Below are 18,889 nucleotides of genomic sequence, written 5' to 3' on the forward strand. Positions count from 1 at the left end.
GGATGGCTTGCTCAATCGGCGTTTAGAAAATAAGCCGAAGGGATAGAAGAATACAGGAGCCGTATACGAGGCCCGTACGTACGGTTCTGTGAGAGGGATGAGGCAAAAGCCTCACCCTACTCGATGCGTTTAGTTTATCTGTATATTTGCAATTCAAAATTAGAAGGGAACTATTTGTATTTTTTATACCCTAAATTTTTGTTAATATGTGGGTGTGTAAATCAATGGAATTTCGTTGTATTTAATCAACTCAACGACGCAAGGAATAATAAAAATGATCAGAGCTCTATCGCGAAAAGTATTTCGCACAAATCATCTTCAGATAGGTGAGGGCAACATAAGTGGCTACATAGCCTGCTTTTTAGCAATACTGAGTTGCTTAGGCGTATTAGCGTTTCACTTTCCTGAATATTTAACCACACCAGAGCTGAGAAAAAGCTACAGCGTCGACTTTTTACGTCAGCTTATGTTTGCATCATTATTGGTCTCGGGCAGTTTAGGATTACTTAACTTTGTACGTAATACCAATAAGCGTTTAGGGGCTACAGCGTGGTTTTTTATTTTACTCGCTATTATGTTTGGCGGACCAAACGTTGAAGTAAACGAATTTGCTTCTGATACACCTTATATAGGGCTTGATTGGTTTATTTTAGATTTACTCGGCTCAACACTTAGATTTACTCGGCTCAACACTTATATTTATTGTGATTGAAAAGTTATTACCTCATCGTAAAGATCAAAAAATATTACGTAGAGAATGGCGAGGCGATTTAAACCACTTTTTTGTAAATCATTTAATTATTGGTTTTGTATTACTCGTTACTAACCACTTTGTGCATTATGGCTTTGGCTGGGCTGTATCATCTACAGTACAAGGTTATATAGAGCAAACACCCTTTATAGTGCAGTTGTTTTTAATAATACTCGTGGCTGATTTAATGCAGTATTGGGTGCATCGTGCCTATCACGAAGTCCCTTTATTATGGCGCTTTCATGGCGTACATCACAGTGCTAAAGAAATGGATTAGTTAGCGGGCTCTCGCCAGCATATTCTTGAAATACTCGTAACGCGCAGCTTAGTGCTCACGCCTATATTTGTACTTGGTTTTTCACAGCAAATAATTAGTTTGTACGTAATAATTGTGGGTTTGCAGGCTGTGTTTAACCATGCAAATGTGCGTGTGAAATTTGGTTGGCTAAAATATTTTATGGTTACACCGCAGTTTCACCATTGGCATCATGCGTCAGATAAAGCCGCGATTGACCGAAATTACGCTGCACATTTTTCGTTTTTAGATTATGTGTTTGGTACTGCTGTTAAAGGCCAAAAAGAGTGGCCACAAGCGTATGGTGTAGTCGGGGATTACATGCCCGTAGGTATGCTTAAACAACAGGTTTACCCGTTTAAGCGCACTAAATAAGTACGGAAAATCCGAATAAACATAAAATAAAAGCGAGTAAGATGTTACATTTTGCTCGCTTATATTATTAATATTAAATTTATTTTAGCTCTGCTAATAACTCAGTAAATGTAGGTCTTTGATTTAATGTAGGTTGCATGGCACATTTTGCCATATCGGACATTTTAACAAAGAGCTCACTTTGTTTATCATCGCCAGTTACCGTGCCTATTAAGTCTTCAATTAAACACCCTAATGCACGTACTTCAATTAACTCGATTTGCTTTTGTTGATAATCACTTAACATGGCTAAGTTTGTGGCTGCACCAAAATCACCAAATAATACATCAGCATCTTTGTTTATCATGGTGTTATGCGCATACACGTCGCCATGGCTTACTTTACAAATATGCAAGTGATGTAAGGTACTTACCATTTGCTGTGCAATTTTTAAAATAGCGTGAGTTGAGTAATGGCAATCATCATTAAAGGTATCACGCGTACAGGTTTCAAGGCTTGGAGGCAGGCCTAAATTAGCAAAGCTTTTATCTATTAGCTCCATTACTAAACCTAGCTGATCACTTTGCTCAATGTAGGCAAGTACTTTAATTAAATTAGCGTGATCGCCTGCTTGTAAGCAGCAATTTACTTCATCAAGCGGGTAGCCGTCGCTGGTAATTGCGCCTTTAAATAATTTAATCGCTACAGCACTTTCAATAGCTTGTGCTAAATGAATAACGCCCGATGCACCTTGGCCAATAACATGACTAAGTGTGTAATCGTTAAGAGACTTATTTTCTAAGCAGCTTTTTGTAAGGCACTGAGCTTTATTAAAATCGTTACCGGCAAACGCAAGCCAAGTAAGTTTAGGCAATTCAAACAGCCAGTCGTCTACGTGTGTTAAGTTATTAGCAGAGAGCCTAACAAGCTCAAGGTTTTTACACTGCGCCATGCTACTTGGCAGTTGCTTAAGTTGATTGCCTGCAAGCGCAAGCTTTTTAAGCTGGGTATAATTACCAAAATCTTCAGGCAATTCGCTTAACGTATTATCGGTGAGTATTAGCCACTCAATATTTTTTGGCAGGCTGTTTAATGCAAATTCAGAAATTTGGTTACCTTTAAACGCGACCATAATTAAAGCAGGGCATTTAGCGAGCACTTTAGGAATATGCTTAAACTGATTAAACGATAAAAACACACGCTTCAGGTTTGTTAAACAGGCAAATTCATCAGGTAGTGTTGATAAGTTATTATTTGATAAATCGAGAACTTCAAGCGTGTCAGCTAAGCTAAAGATTTCTTCAGGAAATGTCGTTAGCTCTTCTACCAATTGCAGGCGAGTAGCACCAACAAGTTTGCCACTTTTAAGCTCTTTAAGGGAGTTCATATTAATACCATGTTCTAAAAATGAAAAAGCCAACATAGCTGTTGGCTTAAAGTCGTTCTAACTTACTAAATCGCTCTTTAGAATTGCGCGTTATGGTAAACGTTTTGTACGTCGTCGCAATCTTCTAACATTGCTAAAAAGCGTTCCATAACTTCAACGTCTTCGCCTTCAATTGGCGTTTCAATTTGTGGCACAAAGCTAATTAGGTCTTCGTCAAATTCAGTAATGCCCATTTCTTCAAGCGCTGTACGTGTATTGTTGTACTCTGTATGAGGAGCAAAAACAGTAACTTTACCGTCATCTACTTCTACGTCAGTTACATCAACATCAGCCATCATAAGAGCTTCAAGTACTGCTTCGTCGTCATCACCGTCAAATACAAAAATAGCAAGGTGATCAAATAAATGTGAAACAGAGTTTTGAGCGCCAATTTTAGCATTTGCTTTGGTAAAACAAACACGGACATCAGCAAAGGTACGCTTGTTGTTGTCTGTTAAACAGTCAACAATAATCATACAGTTACCAGGGCCGTAACCTTCGTAACGTGTTGCTGCGTAGTCTTCACCGCCGCCGCCTTTTGCTTTGTCTATTGCGCGGTCAATAACGTGTGCTGGTACTTGGTCTTTTTTAGCGCGTTCAATTAAACGACGCAATGATAAGTTACCATCTGGATCTACACCGCCGTTTTTTGCACAAATATAAATTTCTTTGCCGTACTTAGAATAAACTTTAGTTTTAGCACCCGCAGTCTTAGCCATTGAATCTTTTTTGTTTTGGTAAGCTCTTCCCATCTGCGTCTCGCCTTAATATATGTAAATAATAGAATAAAATTATAATGCGTATTCTAAAGGTAAATGCATTCAAGGGCTAGTAAGTATTAAAACAGATTAAATCGGTAACGTTTAAAAGCCATGTAAACTGTATTTTATTAATCGGATCATCGAGGGTTCTAGACGTTGGAATTATATCTATTATGTGTAAATTTAATTCAATAAAAAAGCAACCTGTATAACAGGTTGCCTTACTAAGTAATAAAAAGTAAGTGTTACTTACCAAATACGTACACGCTCATCTTCAGGAAGGTATAACGCATCGCCTGGTTTTACATCAAACGCTTTGTACCATGCATCGTGGTTACGCGGCGCTTGTGCTCTAAAGCGACCTGGGGCATGTGTGCCACCACGAAGTTGGTTAAGCATGCTTTGCTCAGTACGTTTTTCTTTCCATACTTGTGCCCACGCAAGGAAGAAACGCTGATCGCCAGTAACGCCGTCAATAACAGGCGCTTCTTTACCATTTAAACTGAGCTTGTACGCGTGATAAGCCATTGATAGCCCACCTACATCACCAATGTTTTCGCCAAGGCTATTTCGACCATTAACAAAGTTACCTTCTATTGGCTCGTATTTACTGTACTGCGCAGCCAGTTGATCGGCTTTTTTGTCAAATGCAGCGCGGTCAGCATCAGTCCACCAGTTACGTTGCACACCGTTTTCGTCTGATTTTGAACCTTGATCGTCAAATCCATGACCCATTTCGTGACCAATTACAGCGCCAATACCGCCATAGTTTACAGCCGGATCGGCATTAGGATCGAAAAACGGCGGTTGTAATATCGCAGCCGGAAATACAATTTCATTAAACGAGCTATTGTAGTAAGCGTTTACGCGTTGTGGCGTCATGCCCCAGCGGTTACGGTCTGTTTTTTGTAGCTCTTTTTCAACACTTTCTGCATGAAAAAATTCACGCATGTTTTTCACATTACCAATCAAATCGTTTTTAGTAATGCTTAAACCTTCATAAGACTGCCATACATCGGGGTAACCAATTTTTGGTGCAAATGCAGCCAGTTTAGCGCGCGCATTTACTTTAGTTTCATCGCCCATCCACTCTAGGTTATCAATACGTTCACCAAGAGCTGTACGTAGGTTTTCAACCAGCTCAGACATTTGTTGTTTTGACGACTCAGGGAAGTAACGCGCTACGTATATCTTACCAATAGCAAAACCAAGCGAACTTGTGCCTGACATTTCACTTATTGCACGTTTCCAACGAGGGCGAGGCTCTTGCTGTCCGTTTAGTTCTTTACCAAAAAAAGCAAAGTTAGTATTAAATACGTCCTCTGATAGTAAACCTGCGTTACCGCTAATAGCGTGATACGTTAGGTAGTCTTTCCATACTGCAATATCTTCTTGATTGATTAGCTCAATCATCGCTTTTATTGGCTCAGGCTGAGATACATTTAACTGAGGTACTTTATAACCTGTTTGCGCAAAATATAAATCCCAGTTAAAGCCAGGATAAGCAGTGCTTAAATCGGCACGTTCAACTTGGTTTAGGGTTAAGTCGCGATTACGGCGCTTTTCACGAGGCCAATGACCTTGTGCAATTTTGGTTTCAAGATCAACTATTGCTTGAGCGCGCTCAGCGGTATTTTCTACTCCTGCAAACTTAAGCATGTCAGCAATGTGAGCAACATAAGCTGTACGGGTTTTTACAAAGCGCTCAGCGTCTTCAAGGTAGTAAGAACGATCTGGTAAACCTAAACCACCAGCACCTAGTGACATTTCATATTTATTAGGGTCTAGGCGATTAAACCACATACCGCCGCCAAAAGGGGCTTTATTACCGGTTAACCAAGACTTACCAAACATCTCAGCTAAATCGTCAGTTGACGCTATATCACTAATTTCACTTAACAATGGCTTAATAGGCGCTACACCGAGTTTATTAAGTGTTTCGGTATCCATATACGCATTGTAAAAATCAGCAACGAGTTTTTCTTCTGCGTTTAAATCTTTACGTGCGGCTATTTCTTCAATAATAGCTTTAACATCGCCTTCGCTGCGCTCAGCTAATCCTGAAAATGCACCATAGCGGGTTTTATCTGCAGGCATTTCGTAGTTGTCATACCACGTGCCGCTGGCATACATAAAAAAGTCATCGCCTGGTTTAACGGCTTCGTTACGAGCTGTTAGATCTACACCAAAACTACCTAACTCTGCTTTTTCTGTCACTGCTGCAGTGGCTACTTTAGGTTGTTGTTCGTCTGTTTTTGTTGTTTGCGGTTCTGAACAACCGGTAATAAATGTGGCAGCTAATGCTGCGGCAATTAAACTCTTTTTCATTACTTACTCCTGAGTATCACTGATTGAATTTAAGCTGCAGTGAATTATTTTTATTGTTACGAATATTTAACTTATCGATTGTTATTGATATTAATCAGACAAACAAATCTTTTGAGGTGAATCACCACAGTGCTCGATAAAACTAATATAGGAGAAAAGAGAAAGGCTAATAGGTTCTATAAACGCTTTATTTAGCTCGAATACTTGAAAGTATACGAGCTAAGAGGGGTTACGCACTATTTATTTTTTATGCTGAAGCTCCCACATACGGGCATATTCTCCGGCGAGAGTAAGTAACTCATCGTGCTTACCTTGCTCAATAATTTGTCCGGCTTTGAGCACAATAATGGTGTCTGCATCGGTAATAGTAGAAAGGCGATGAGCAATAACAATACTCGTATGGTTACTGGCAACTTCACGCATTGCAGCAAGTATTGCTTGCTCAGAATAAGAATCGAGTGCAGATGTTGCTTCATCAAAAATTAAAATAGGGGACTTTTTCAAAATAGCGCGGGCAATGGCAATACGCTGTTTTTCGCCGCCAGATACTTTTAAACCACGCTCGCCAACCAGCGTTTTATCGCCTTTATCAAGTGTCGCTATAAAGTCTTTTAAGTGCGCCATTGCAATGGCTTCGTCAATTTCAGCATCGCTTGCTGATGGCCTGCCGTAAGCAATATTTTCACGAATAGTAGTGTTAAACAGCACAGTATCTTGCGGGACTATTGCAATGGCTTTTCGTAAACTATTAAGTGTTACTGAGTTTATTGCTTGATTATCAATACTAATTTCACCACCGCTTACATCATAAAAACGATACAGCAGTCGGGCTAATGAGCTTTTACCAGCTCCACTGGCACCAACAATGGCTACTTTGCTGCCTGCTTTAACACTAAAGCTAAGGTTATTAAGAATAGGGCGATGCGCATCATAACTAAAACTTACATTATTAAATGTTATTTCACCTTGGCTAATATTGAGCTCTTTAGCATTAAGTGCATCGGTTATTTGTGGTTTCTTATTAAGTAGCCCAAGCATGTTTTCAAGGTCGGTTAGGGCGCGTCTTATTTCGCGGTACACAAAGCCTAAAAAGTTAAGCGGTAAAAACAATTGAATCATATACGCGTTAATCATCACAAGTTCACCAATAGAAAGAGTACCTGCAACTACCTTGGTTGAGCCCAACCACATTAACGCGGTAATAGCACAAGCAATAATAAGTGCTTGGCCTGAGTTGAGGGCGAGCAATGACATTCTATTTTTTAAACGGGCTTTTTCCCAGTTTGCTAAAAAGGTGTCGTACGTTTTTTCTTCAAACTGCTCATTATTAAAATACTTTACAGTTTCATAATTAAGTAGGCTGTCTATAGCGCGGGTATTACTTTGATTGTCGGCAGCGTTTGCTTCTCTAATAAAGCGGTTTCTCCACTGGGTAACAATCACCGTAAAGGTAATATAGATAGCGACTGCCAATAATGTAATAAGCGCAAACCAAACAGAAAACAACGTGCCAAAAATAATCGCAACGGTCAGTATTTCAAATAAAGTAGGCACAATGTTAAACATTAAAAAACGCATTAAAAAGCTTAACCCGCTTGTACCGCGTTCTATATCGCGGCTAATGCCACCGGTTTGCCTATCTAAATGAAAAGCCAGCTCAAGTGAGTGCAAATGCTTAAATACTTTTAAACCAATATCACGCATAGCGTGCTCGGTTACGCGAGAAAATACAGCATCTCTTATCTCACCTAAAAATACGCTAGCAAAACGCAGTGCACCGTACATCAATAACAATAAAGCGGGGATAACTAACAGTGGGTTAATTGACTTATCTACCGAGTCTATAATTTCTTTAAGTGCCCACGGCATCAACAAAGTGGCACCTTTTGCGCCTATAAGCGCCATAAGTGCAATAAAAACACGGCCTTTAAATTTTGTAAGGTAGGGCCACAGTGTTTTTACACTTTGGCGTAAATTCATGGCATCTGGTCGTTTTTCTGTGCTTTGTTTGGGGCGCATTAGTGATCTCTCTTAAAACTAAATACTTAATTAATAAGCATTGTATTTTAAATGCTTGCCCTTATATACTACGCATCCCTTATTTTAGTTTTAAAACGTGAATGTTTAAATTTAGAGTGTTTTTAACTGCCTTTTTGCTACTTGCTGCACTTTTTAGTGTGCAGAGCAATGCTATGGGCGCCTCACAAAATTTAAATATCAATATTAGTACGCAGGTTTCGCTTACTGATATTGCCGATTTAACTAAAATACAGCCTATTAGTAAGTCTGTAGATATTACGCAGCATAAAAAAACGCATCAAACCGATTTTGATGCGCACCAACCAAGGTTAACTGCCAATAATTCTTCATTGTTTTTGCACACTGTTCAAAGTGTGCCAGAATACGATGTGGTTTTTGAATTTTTTGCTCAAAATCTTGTTAGGCATATATTCTTACGACCAAGAGCGATTAATCCTATACAGCCTTGGTATACGCTTGTAACTAATAGTAAAAAGTCGCGCTTGAGTGGCTGGAAAGACGTAAACTTACTCTACAGAGCTGTAACTACCTACCACGCTTAATTTTCCTTATTTAATTTTATTAGGTTTTAACTTTTAAAGTTTTAGCCTGCAGATTAATTGTGCTTTTAAAAAGTACGTTGCTAGCTTTGCTGGCAATAAGGATTCAACATGTTAAGTTTTAAAAAAGATAAAAAGCCGTCTACGGCTAAGTTTAAATTAAGCTATATCGCCATGCTAATAGTACTGGTTTTATTAGCTATCAGCGCATTACCAAATTTATACCCAAATAAATCGTGGTTGCACATCAGTACTGCTCCGCACAGCGAAACGCAATCTTTACCGAGCACTAAAACGCTAGTTACTTTTTTAAATAACCAAGGGTTAGAGGTTGAGCAGGGTTTAGATAAGCAATCAACTATTAATGTACTTTTAAACGAGCCAACTAAAAGCGCTCAGGCACAAGCGGCTATAAAAGCGCAGTACCCAAACACGCAAGTTAAAATTGTTGAGCATGCAACCAGCCCTACATGGTTACAAAATTTTGGTTTATCACCAATAAAGCTGGGCCTTGATTTAAATGGCGGTGTGCTATTTGTACTAGACGTAGATTTAGATAAAGCCGTTGATGAGCAATTAGTCAGTGCGTATCAACAAGCTAAATCAATCATTATTAAACAAAAAGCACATGGCGTAAAAGCGCAGCAAACTCAGCACGGGTTTGAAATAAACGCATTGCCTAATGCAACCGACAAGTTAACCCCTGTTATTGAAGAGCTAAAAAGCCGATTTGCTAATTTAGCCGTTGTAACAAGCAATAACGGCAGCGTTAAAACTGCCAAATTTAGTTATTCAGAGCAAGGCCGCAGCAGCTTTGATAAAGAAGTAATGGGCCAAACACTTACAACCCTTCGTTCACGTATTGAAGAGTTAGGCATTACCGAAGCGGTAACACAGCAACAAGGCAAACATCGCATTCGTATAGAGCTTCCTGGCGTGCAAGATCCAACCGAAGCTAAGCGTATTATTGGTGCAACAGCATCGCTTGGTTTTTATCAATTAAAAGAAATAGGCGGACAAACATTTAATATGCAATCGGGCGGAACCATAAAGCTCGATCCTGTACCAATTTTTACAGGGGACCATATTAATAATGCAAACATAGGCCGCGACGATTGGGGTAAACCACTGGTACAACTTAGCCTAGACGGCCAAGGCGGGGATGCAATGTCGGCATTTTCAAAAGCCAATATTGGTAAGCCAATGGCGACGGTTTACTCTGAGTATTCTCAAAACGCTAAAGGCGAAGTAGTTAAAAAAAGCGAAGTTATTAATGTTGCCAATATTGCTCAGCATTTAAGTTCGCGTTTTAGTATTACCAATATGAAAAGCCAGCAAGCGGCAGCCGATCTGGCATTGTTACTACGTGCAGGCTCGCTTACAGCGCCCGTTACAATTGTGCACGAACAAACAATAGGGCCAAGCCTCGGCAGCGAAAATATTAGTAATGGCTTAGCCGCGCTTATGTTAGGCATGGGTATTACCCTCGCATTTATGGCGCTTTGGTATCGCCGTTTAGGCCTTATTGCAAACGCGGCACTTATATTAAATTTAACGTCGCTTGTGGGCTTAATGTCATTATTACCAGGGGTTGTGTTAACGCTGCCGGGTATTGCAGGCCTGGTGCTAACCATAGGTATGGCGGTAGATACTAACGTAATAATATTTGAACGTATTAAAGAAGAACGTCGCCAAGGCCGTGCACCATATCAAGCTATTCAAGAGGGTTATAAACAAGCCGCAAATACAATATTTGATGCCAATATAACCACCATGATCACCGCACTTATCTTATATGGCATAGGCTACGGGCCCGTTAAAGGTTTTGCCATTACACTCGCACTGGGGCTTTTAACGTCTGTATTTACAGGTGTATATGTATCAAAAATATTAAGCCAAACGTTGTATCTGAAAATGGGAAAAAAAGTAGGAGTAAAAGCACATGCTTAACACTTTTTTAAAAGGTGAAAAGGGTACACGTTTACGCTTTATGGGCATGCTTTTAAGTGCCATTTTAGTGCTGCTATCTGTATTCACGCTTACGCAAAAAGGTTTAAATTTTGGCCTAGATTTTACCGGCGGTTATTTAACTGAGTTTACAACCAGCCAAAGCGTTGAGCTAAAAGAGCTTCAATCGTTTATTGCTAAAAATCACAACGGTGAGTTTGAGCTAACCGCGCAAGGTAATAGCCATTTTCAATTAAGAGAAGCGCCAAGTGCATCAGCCACAGCTAATAGCCTTGATTGGCAAAGTGCTGTTACACAAAACGATGATATAAACGCACAGGTATTATCGTCAGCTTATATTGGCTCACAAGTGGGCGATGAGTTATTTGATCAAGGCTGTTTAGCCATGTTTGCTGCAATGATTGCAGTAATGATTTACCTTGCAGTGCGTTTTGAATGGCGTTTAGCTGTTGGCTCTGTGGTTGCGCTAGTGCATGATTTAATACTCGTACTTGGATTATTTTCACTATTACAAATTGAGTTTAACCTAACCGTGCTGGCAAGCTTACTGGCTATTATTGGTTACTCACTTAACGATTCAATAATAGTAGGGGATAGAGTACGCGAGCTTTTACGTGTTCAATCAAACAATGTACTTAGCCCTGCGACTATTATTAATAATGCGATTAAAAGCACACTAACACGCACTTTAATAACGTCGGGCACCACACTTGCAACGGTTGCCAGCGTTTGGCTACTTGCAGGCGCACCACTGCAAGGTTTTGCTATTGCATTATTTACCGGCATTGTAGTGGGTACGTTCTCGTCTATTTGTATAGCGGCAACCTTGCCGGAGCTATTGGGCTTAAGCGCTAAAAACTACGAAGTTAAAGTAGATGTCCACACGCAAACATTATTAGATATGCCATAAGGTTTTTAATAAAAACACAAGCAAAGAGCTGCACCAACCAACGGCTCTTTGTTAGTTTAATGCAAATTTAAGCCCCGCTAGTATTCCCACCAAACTTGCGGGGTTTAAAACAATGGTTTTAAGCCGCGTAAAAATGTTAAACTAGCTGCCTTATTTTTACAGCCTGTATTGTATTAATCCTCATGAATAAAACCCACGTTATCGAACATCTTCGCTTTGCGCTAGAAGCGCAGCTTACAACAGCAAAAGTAGCGGCAAAAACTGCGCACGACACCGCCACACATGAAGAAAACATAGCCGAAAACAAATACGATACCCTCGGGCTCGAAGCCGCTTACTTAGCACAAGGCCAAGCCCAGCGCGTAAACGATTGCTATAAAAGCATAGAATTGTTCGAACCTGCCTTTAATGAAAAACCAACCGACAAAATAGCTATCGGTTCGCTGGTGTGTTTAGAAGATGATAACGCAGCGCAAAAATGGTTTTATTTAGGCCCTGCAGCAGGTGGTTTAACCGCAAATGTTAAACAACATGCAATTGCTGTTGTAACACCCGGCGCACCAATGGGTAAGCAGTTATTAAATAAACAGATTGATGATGAAATTACGTTAACAATTGCAGGTAAAGCCCACGAATACGTGGTGGTAGAGATTTTATAAAGCTTTCGTTTTTTTGTGAAAAATTTGCTGGCAGAGCCATACCAACGTAATAAACGCTTATTTATATTCATAAATTAATTGTCGGATGGCATAGCTTTGCCATTTATCCAACCTACGTCAATGCTTTAATACCTGACGTGGTGAATATGTAATATTTAAATGTAGGTCGGATAAGCGAATTGCCATCCGACAAAGGTAATTTTGTCTCATAACATTATTAAAAGTCGTTTTGGTGCAAAACAACAGAGCCCATTTTATTACATGGGTAATCATCTGTTTACATTAAAGTTATTTAGTGGAATTATTGAATCATGTTATAAACCCCCAAGGTGGTGTTCAAGCCGTTAGGCGAATAGCACTTAATAATTCATAGGATCTCATTTGAAATTAACTAAAAAACAACAAAAAATAGCTCTAGATTTTTTGAAAAAAGTTTGGACGCAGGATAGAGGATGTAATGTCTGTAGCACAACAGATTGGACCGTACATAAAGAGCTATATGAAATGCGTCAGTTTAGCAGCGGAGAACTTACTGTTGGAGGCTCATTTGTTCCATTACTCATGCTTGAGTGTAAGAATTGCGGAAATACTTTGACAATAAATGCTACAAAAGTAGGGTTAGTGGGCCAAGGAGAAGACAATGAGTGATAACTTTGAATTTAAAGATACGCTATCCTATAAATCTCCTGATGCGCTTGATTGTTTAATGGTACCTGAAGATCAATGGGATGAAATTCATAACAATTTAAAAAACACACATCCATTTAGAGATAATCTATTATGGGTTTTATGTGGGATTTGTGGTGGTGGAGCTATTAGTGTTTGGGCTACTTACTTTGCATTTCCTAAAGAAATAGGTCACATCATAAAGCTAACTTTTCTGGTTCTTGGTATTTTATTACCTATAGTATCCCTAGTATTAGCTATTATTGCACTTAAAACAGGTAGTGAAACAACTTCAGAAAACGTTTCCTCCCAAATGGATGTTTTGAAAAAAGGTTTTAGAAAATTAACGACTGGATGATTTTTTAAACCTTCCCCTGTAAAAAAATTAGGATGACACCCATCCTAATTACCAACACGATAAACTATTACCTTTGTTCATAAATCTATTGTCGGATGGCATGGCTTCGCCATTTATCCGACCTACGTCAATGTTGTATATATCTTAAATTTACGCTTTATTTAGCTAATGCGTAACAAATAATACAGTGGACATACAATGCAATATCGTCGGAATTATGTAAAAGGAGGGTCATATTTTTTTACTGTTAATTTGCTCGACCGTAATAAATCGTTGTTAGTTGAGCATATTGATTTATTAAGAGAGTCTATCCGCGTTGTTAAATCCCAAAGGCCATTTTATATAGATGCATGGGTTTTGCTACCCGATCACCTTCATGCGGTTTTAACCTTGCCAGACAACGATACGGATTATTCTGGGCGCTGGCGAGAAATTAAAAAGCGATTTTCAAAATCACTCCCAAAAACAGAGTTTTTAACTCAAACAAGAAAACGTAAAAATGAGCGAGGAATTTGGCAACGCCGTTTTTGGGAACATACCATCAGGGATGATAATGATTATTGGCACCATGTTAACTATGTTCATTTTAATCCGCTAAAGCATGGTCTAGTTAGTCGAGTAGTTGATTGGCCTTATTCAAGTTTTCACAGAGCCGTAAAGCAAGGGATTTATACGAGTAACTGGTGTGGTGAAAAGATACACATAATTAAGATGTAGGTCGGATAAGCGAAGCGCCATCCGACAAAGCCATAGCAACATGATACACTTTAGCTTTGTACAAAAGTTTATTGTTGAATGAAATAACTTTGGCCTTTATTACGCGTCGGATAGCATGGCTTCGCCATTTATCCGACCTACTAGTTAGCCTTTTTTACAAACTTTGCTGTTACCATCATTTCGCCAATGCCATCTACTTTACAATCTAGCTCGTGATCTTTTTTATCAAGCACTCTTCTAACCACCGCTTTTGTGCCAATTTTAATGACTTGCGAGCTGCCTTTAATTTTTAAATCTTTGGCTACGGTCACTTTATCGCCATCATTAAGTAAAGTGCCGTTGGCATCTTTTACTAAAATTGCGTCTTCATCGTGTGCAGTATTTGGGTTCCATTCATAAGCGCATTCAGGGCATATAAGCAGTTGTTGGTCTTCGTAAACATATTCACATTGGCATTTTGGGCAAGCAGGCAGCGACATTTTTAACTCTCATAAGGTGTTGTTTTGCGTATTTTAATCTGCATTATTAGTTAATCAATATTTTTCATCTTCACGCTAAAAATATCTCGTTTGTGCGTTTTTAAAAAAGGGCATATAAAGCACATGTCGCTTAAGCAATTTAAGCGCTAACTCGTACAGTAGGTACCTGTTAAAGCACCCATCATATTAAGTGATTCGCGCAATGCCCACTTAGTACGATGGGTGTTTCTATTTATAATGCTTAGTATTTTACTAAGCATGCTTTTTATATTTTGACTTAACTAGGAAAAGTCGTGTTTAAAACCTTAATTGTGGTTGATAACAACGAGCAAACGCTTGCTCAATCGTTCGAAAATGTAATTACGTTTAATACCTACTTACGTGATTACCCAAAACATAACGAACCAAAAACACGCATTATTAATCTGTGCGACTCAAGCCAATACTTGAGCAAAGGTTACTATTGCTCATTACTTGCAGAGGCGCGCAAGCACCAAGTTTTACCCAGTGTAAAAACCATTAATGCTCTTCGTAGTGGCCAAGCTCCTATATTAAATGTGGGTCAAATAGACGGCACACTTTACTTTGGTAATGCCCAAAACGATTTACAATCAAAAGCAGCAAAGTCGGTATTTAAACAATACCCAGCGCCTATTTTATTTGTTGATGAACAAGGATTATTGCAACAAGGCTCGATGTCGTCTTTAAGCGAGCAGCAGTACAGCGAATTTGTAGCCAAGCTAGATAACTTTACTAAAACGCAGTGGCGTATTAGTTCTGTGCAACGTCGTTTTAGATGGGACATGGCAATACTTGTTGATCATAACGAAAAAGTACCACCGAGTGACAAAGACGCCATTGCACGTTTTATTAAAGCAGCGGCTAAACACGGTATTTATGCACAAGCATTAAGCTTTGACGAAATTGATAACATTGCCCAGTTTGATGCGTTATTTATTCGCCAAACTACAGCGATTGACCATCCAACGTATCGCCTTGCAAGCAAAGCGCAAAGCCTGGGTTTAGTGGTTATTGACGATGCTGAGTCTATTTTACGTTGTTGTAATAAAGTGTATTTACACGATGCATTTAATTATCAAAAAGTGCCAAGTTTAAAAACGGTTGTAGTGGCTGATCAAGCAAATGAAACGCTTGAGCAATTAGAAGAAGCGTTTACGTATCCGCTTGTTTTAAAAATGCCTGAAGGGTCGTTCTCAAAAGGTGTGTTTAAAGTTTCAAACCGTGATGAGCTTGCCGCTAAGCTTACAGAGCTGTTTGAATATAGCGCATTAGTGCTTGCACAAGAATACATGTATACCGAATACGATTGGCGAGTGGGTGTGTTAAATGGCCGTGCAATTTATGCATGCCGCTATTTAATGGCGCGTAACCATTGGCAAATTTATAACCACGACGCTAAACGTTTTTTCTCTGGTGGCTTTGAAACTCTACCAACCTTTGAGTTACCAAAAGCGGTATTAGATGCAGCATTAAAAGCCTGTAAAACAGTGGGTAGGGGTTTATATGGCGTAGATGTTAAAGAGCATCAAGGCAAAGCATATGTACTTGAAGTAAACGATAACCCAAGTATTGATCACAAAGTAGAAGACGGCTATTTAGGCGACGAGCTATACATGATCATTATGGATGAGTTTAAACAACGCTTAGAAGCACGAGGCCGTGGGTAATAACATGAGCAACCTTGTTATTCGAAAGGCGCTTAGCAGTGATTTAAATGCACTGATTGACGTTGAAAACGCCTGCTTTAATAACGATAAATTAAGTCCGCGTAGTCTAAAACGCTGGCTTAGTGCAAAACACGGTATTTTACTCGTTGCCCAAAATGGCGAGCAAGTATGTGGATATGGATTAGTGTGGTGCCATAAAGGGACGCGTTTAGCGCGTTTATATTCGCTCGCGGTAAAACCCACAATGCAAGGTAAGGGCGTTGCAAAGGCATTGCTTACTAGCCTTGAAAAAGAAACGTATGAGCGAGGGCGTATTTACCTTCGTTTAGAAGTGGCTGTAAATAACGAAGGTGCGATAGGGCTTTATAAAAGCTTAGGTTACAGAGTGTTTGGTCAATATAGCGATTATTACGATGACCACAGTGACGCACTACGAATGCAAAAAAACATTCGACAAACGAGTGAGTTAAAAGTGGCGCGTTTAACGCCGTGGTATCAGCAAACTACCGAGTTTACTTGTGGGCCTGCTGCGCTATTAATGGCAATGGGTGCACTTGAGCCAACAACTGAGCTTACTCAATCACATGAGCTGGCACTTTGGCGTGAAGGTACCACCATTTTTATGACCTCGGGTCATGGTGGTTGCCATCCGTTTGGTTTGGCACTTGGGGCTAATAAGCGTGGTTTTAAAAGCGAAGTAATGGTTAATACCACAGAGCCTTTGTTTTTAGATGGCGTACGCAACGAAAACAAAAAAGTGGTACTTGCCACCGTGCATCAGCAATTTGTAGATGGTATTGCACAGGCAAATATACCGCTTACGCATAAAGATGTAGAGCTTGAGCATATTGAGCAGTGGTTAAGTAAAGGCTTTAGTGTGCTGTTATTAATTAGTACATACAGTTTTGATGGTAAAAAATCGCCACACTGGGTGTGTGTTACGCACCTTGATGAGCACTGCGTGTATGTTCACGATCCGTTTTGTGAGCCCGGTAACGATAAACAGCTCGCAATAGATTGCCAATATGTACCTATTGCACGAAGTGATTTTAGTAAAATGTCAGCGTTTGGTAGCCAACGTTTAAGAACGGCGGTGGCTATAGCTAATAAAATATAAGGTTAACAGTGACTTTTTTAGATTTAATTGATGTAGCCCCGTATTCGTGGGCAGCTATTGGTACTGCGGCTTTTTGTGGCGCTATTATTGGTATTGAGCGCCAATTACGTGGCAAACCTGTGGGTATTCGTACTTCTGCGTTAATTACTTTAGGTACCTATTTATTTTTATCGACCGCGTTTAATTTACAAGGCGATGTAATTGACCACTCTCGCGTAGTGGGACAAATAATTACTGGTATTGGCTTTTTGGGCGCAGGCGTAATGCTAGCTAAAGACGGCGCTGTGGTAGGAGTAACATCGGCAGCAACCATTTGGGTGTTAGCGTCTATTGGTGTAATGATAGCCACCGAAAACTTGGGCGCAGCTATTAAGCTTTCTGTGCTGGTGGTCGGTATTTTATACGGTGTAGACGTACTTGAGGCTAAATTTAAAAGCTTAAGCAAAGGCGTACACACTAAAGTAAAAAACTATCAAAAGCGCTATTATCGAAAAGAATTTAACGAATCAGAACGCCACTAAAAGTGGCGTTTATTAATTATAGCGTAATTGTTTGATATTGGATGGCATCTTCAATAGGAGCTGGGCGCCCAATAAAATAGCCTTGTACGTTATCAACGCCCAGCTTTCTCAGCGTACTTAATTCTTCTTGATTTTCTATTCCCTCTGCAACTATTGAGCAATTAATTGCTTTGGCAAATCCGCATAGTGCCTTAGCTAATAAAAACTTTCTACTGTCTTTATTTATATTTTGAGTGAGGCTTATATCTAACTTAATGATATCTGCCTCTAATTCTAAAATATGTTGAAAAGACGAATAGCCAGCTCCAACATCATCTATAGCTAATCTTACGCCTTTGCTTCTTAATGGTTGAAGTGCAGTTCGCATCGCTTGGTAGTCTAAAATAGGTGAATGTTCAGTCACTTCTAAAATTATTCTATTACAATCGATGCTTTGTAATACTTTGTCTATTGAGCCTGATAAAATATGCTGAGGTGAAGTATTTATAGTGATATAAGCTTTTTCATCAAATTGATCTAAGCAATGTAATGTATTTTGTATAGCAAGTATCTCTAATGCTTCTCCTAGACCCAGTTTTTCAGCATCTTCAAACCAAATATCAGGTGTTTTATAGGGTTCAATAAAAAAGCGTGACAGAGATTCATAACCCGAAAGTTGGTTGGTTGATAAATTAAATATGGGCTGAAAATAAATCGTAATATCGTTTGTTTTTATAATATTTTCAATAAGCGACTTTGACTCATTATTTAAAATGTCAGACTGAACTTTTTTTTCGATTAACTCAGTAGCTATTTCAGAAATGAGCCTAAGAAATGACAAATCTTTGTCGTTCAGGGCATTGTCTAATACGGTTTTATAACAGCAAAAAGTTCCATAAACTTTTCCGGTGGATAAAATAATGGGTACACCAATATAAGAGCCAATATTTAGCTTTTCTGTGACTGGCATGTTGCGGGTTATTGGGTGCTCAAGAGTATTAGGGATTATTTGTTCTAGCTCGTTATCAGATATTTTTTTACAGTAAGTTTCGCAAATTGGATCTGAATTACCTACTGATACGCATGTATTTGTAGTTTGGTTATCTACCACTTTAAAAACGCGCTCAGTATTGGTGAATTTTGAAATAAACGCGACTTCCATACTTAAATGTTTTCGTACAAGTGAAAGTAACTTTAATAACTTTGATTCAATAGAAGCATCGCTTTGTGGATCAAAAAGGTGCTTACTAAGTTTATCTCTCATGCAGTTACCTTGGTATGGCGTAAATTATATTATTGATAAGAGTATAATTTATGTATAAAAAAATGCCAA

Annotated in this window: 16 protein-coding genes and 1 pseudogene; 11 read left to right on the forward strand and 6 right to left on the reverse strand. The window is 39.2% G+C overall.

The window, feature by feature from the left end:
- Nucleotides 1–274: 274 nt before the first annotated feature.
- A pseudogene (locus H4J63_RS06730) lies at nt 275–1,421 on the forward strand (sterol desaturase family protein).
- A gap of 79 nt (nt 1,422–1,500) precedes the next feature.
- Here the strand turns inward: H4J63_RS06730 and H4J63_RS06735 are convergent.
- The 4 genes from H4J63_RS06735 to H4J63_RS06750 all read right to left on the reverse strand — a co-directional run bounded on the left by H4J63_RS06735 (nt 1,501) and on the right by H4J63_RS06750 (nt 7,934).
- The gene (locus H4J63_RS06735; protein WP_259365584.1) at nt 1,501–2,823 is read right to left on the reverse strand and encodes a leucine-rich repeat-containing protein kinase family protein; all 1,323 of its coding nucleotides are present in this window, start codon (nt 2,821–2,823) and stop codon (nt 1,501–1,503) included.
- Between the two features lie 41 nt (nt 2,824–2,864).
- A complete protein-coding gene (locus tag H4J63_RS06740) occupies nt 2,865–3,578 on the reverse strand; it encodes a YebC/PmpR family DNA-binding transcriptional regulator (protein WP_165742957.1) in 714 nt (237 codons plus the stop codon).
- A 258-nt stretch (nt 3,579–3,836) separates the two neighbouring features.
- Nucleotides 3,837–5,915: a M13 family metallopeptidase gene (locus H4J63_RS06745; protein ID WP_182195504.1), complete on the reverse strand. Its 2,079-nt coding sequence runs from the start codon at nt 5,913–5,915 to the stop codon at nt 3,837–3,839.
- Nucleotides 5,916–6,155: 240 nt separating this feature from the next.
- Nucleotides 6,156–7,934, reverse strand: coding sequence for an ABC transporter ATP-binding protein/permease (locus H4J63_RS06750; RefSeq protein WP_182195506.1), 1,779 nt, complete (start codon nt 7,932–7,934; stop codon nt 6,156–6,158).
- A gap of 101 nt (nt 7,935–8,035) precedes the next feature.
- Here H4J63_RS06750 and H4J63_RS06755 point away from each other — a divergent pair, with 101 nt between their 5' ends.
- The 7 genes from H4J63_RS06755 (at nt 8,036) to H4J63_RS06785 (ending at nt 13,772) form a co-directional block, all read left to right on the forward strand.
- The gene (locus H4J63_RS06755; protein ID WP_182195509.1) at nt 8,036–8,497 is read left to right on the forward strand and encodes a hypothetical protein; all 462 of its coding nucleotides are present in this window, start codon (nt 8,036–8,038) and stop codon (nt 8,495–8,497) included.
- Nucleotides 8,498–8,605: 108 nt separating this feature from the next.
- The gene (gene secD / locus H4J63_RS06760) at nt 8,606–10,444 is read left to right on the forward strand and encodes a protein translocase subunit SecD (RefSeq protein WP_182195512.1); all 1,839 of its coding nucleotides are present in this window, start codon (nt 8,606–8,608) and stop codon (nt 10,442–10,444) included.
- Nucleotides 10,437–11,372 (forward strand): protein translocase subunit SecF, encoded by a 936-nt coding sequence (secF, locus tag H4J63_RS06765; protein WP_182195514.1) that lies wholly within the window; start codon nt 10,437–10,439, stop codon nt 11,370–11,372. The genes secD and secF overlap by 8 nt, the downstream gene beginning before the upstream one ends.
- A 182-nt stretch (nt 11,373–11,554) precedes the next feature.
- Complete coding sequence (locus H4J63_RS06770; RefSeq protein ID WP_182195517.1) at nt 11,555–12,031, forward strand: GreA/GreB family elongation factor; 477 nt, start codon at nt 11,555–11,557, stop codon at nt 12,029–12,031.
- 381 nt (nt 12,032–12,412) lie between these two features.
- A complete protein-coding gene (locus H4J63_RS06775) occupies nt 12,413–12,679 on the forward strand; it encodes a hypothetical protein (protein WP_024595113.1) in 267 nt (88 codons plus the stop codon).
- Complete coding sequence (locus H4J63_RS06780; protein WP_024595114.1) at nt 12,672–13,055, forward strand: hypothetical protein; 384 nt, start codon at nt 12,672–12,674, stop codon at nt 13,053–13,055. Before H4J63_RS06775 ends, H4J63_RS06780 begins: the two co-directional genes overlap by 8 nt.
- A gap of 198 nt (nt 13,056–13,253) precedes the next feature.
- Nucleotides 13,254–13,772 carry an REP-associated tyrosine transposase gene (locus tag H4J63_RS06785; protein ID WP_182195520.1) on the forward strand — a complete coding sequence of 173 codons (519 nt, stop codon included), beginning with the start codon at nt 13,254–13,256 and terminating at the stop codon, nt 13,770–13,772.
- A 140-nt stretch (nt 13,773–13,912) separates the two neighbouring features.
- Here H4J63_RS06785 and H4J63_RS06790 read toward each other — a convergent pair whose 3' ends face one another.
- On the reverse strand, nt 13,913–14,251 hold the full coding sequence (locus H4J63_RS06790) for a zinc ribbon domain-containing protein YjdM (protein WP_165724120.1): 339 nt from the start codon (nt 14,249–14,251) through the stop codon (nt 13,913–13,915).
- 293 nt (nt 14,252–14,544) lie between these two features.
- Between H4J63_RS06790 and H4J63_RS06795 the strand changes: the two genes are divergently transcribed.
- The 3 genes from H4J63_RS06795 to H4J63_RS06805 are packed head-to-tail and all read left to right on the forward strand — an operon-like array spanning nt 14,545 to nt 17,577.
- Entirely contained in the window at nt 14,545–15,939 is a 1,395-nt protein-coding gene (locus H4J63_RS06795) for a RimK family protein (RefSeq protein ID WP_182195523.1), read from the forward strand.
- Between the two features lie 4 nt (nt 15,940–15,943).
- Nucleotides 15,944–17,056, forward strand: a complete 1,113-nt coding sequence (locus H4J63_RS06800) for a GNAT family N-acetyltransferase/peptidase C39 family protein (protein WP_182195526.1) — start codon at nt 15,944–15,946, stop codon at nt 17,054–17,056.
- 8 nt (nt 17,057–17,064) lie between these two features.
- On the forward strand, nt 17,065–17,577 hold the full coding sequence (locus H4J63_RS06805) for an MgtC/SapB family protein (protein WP_002960746.1): 513 nt from the start codon (nt 17,065–17,067) through the stop codon (nt 17,575–17,577).
- A gap of 16 nt (nt 17,578–17,593) precedes the next feature.
- Here H4J63_RS06805 and H4J63_RS06810 read toward each other — a convergent pair whose 3' ends face one another.
- Complete coding sequence (locus H4J63_RS06810) at nt 17,594–18,820, reverse strand: EAL domain-containing protein (protein WP_182195528.1); 1,227 nt, start codon at nt 18,818–18,820, stop codon at nt 17,594–17,596.
- Nucleotides 18,821–18,889: the final 69 nt, after the last annotated feature.

The sequence above is a fragment of the Pseudoalteromonas sp. 5Ae-yellow genome, from assembly GCF_014077565.1.
Lineage (GTDB): Bacteria > Pseudomonadota > Gammaproteobacteria > Enterobacterales > Alteromonadaceae > Pseudoalteromonas.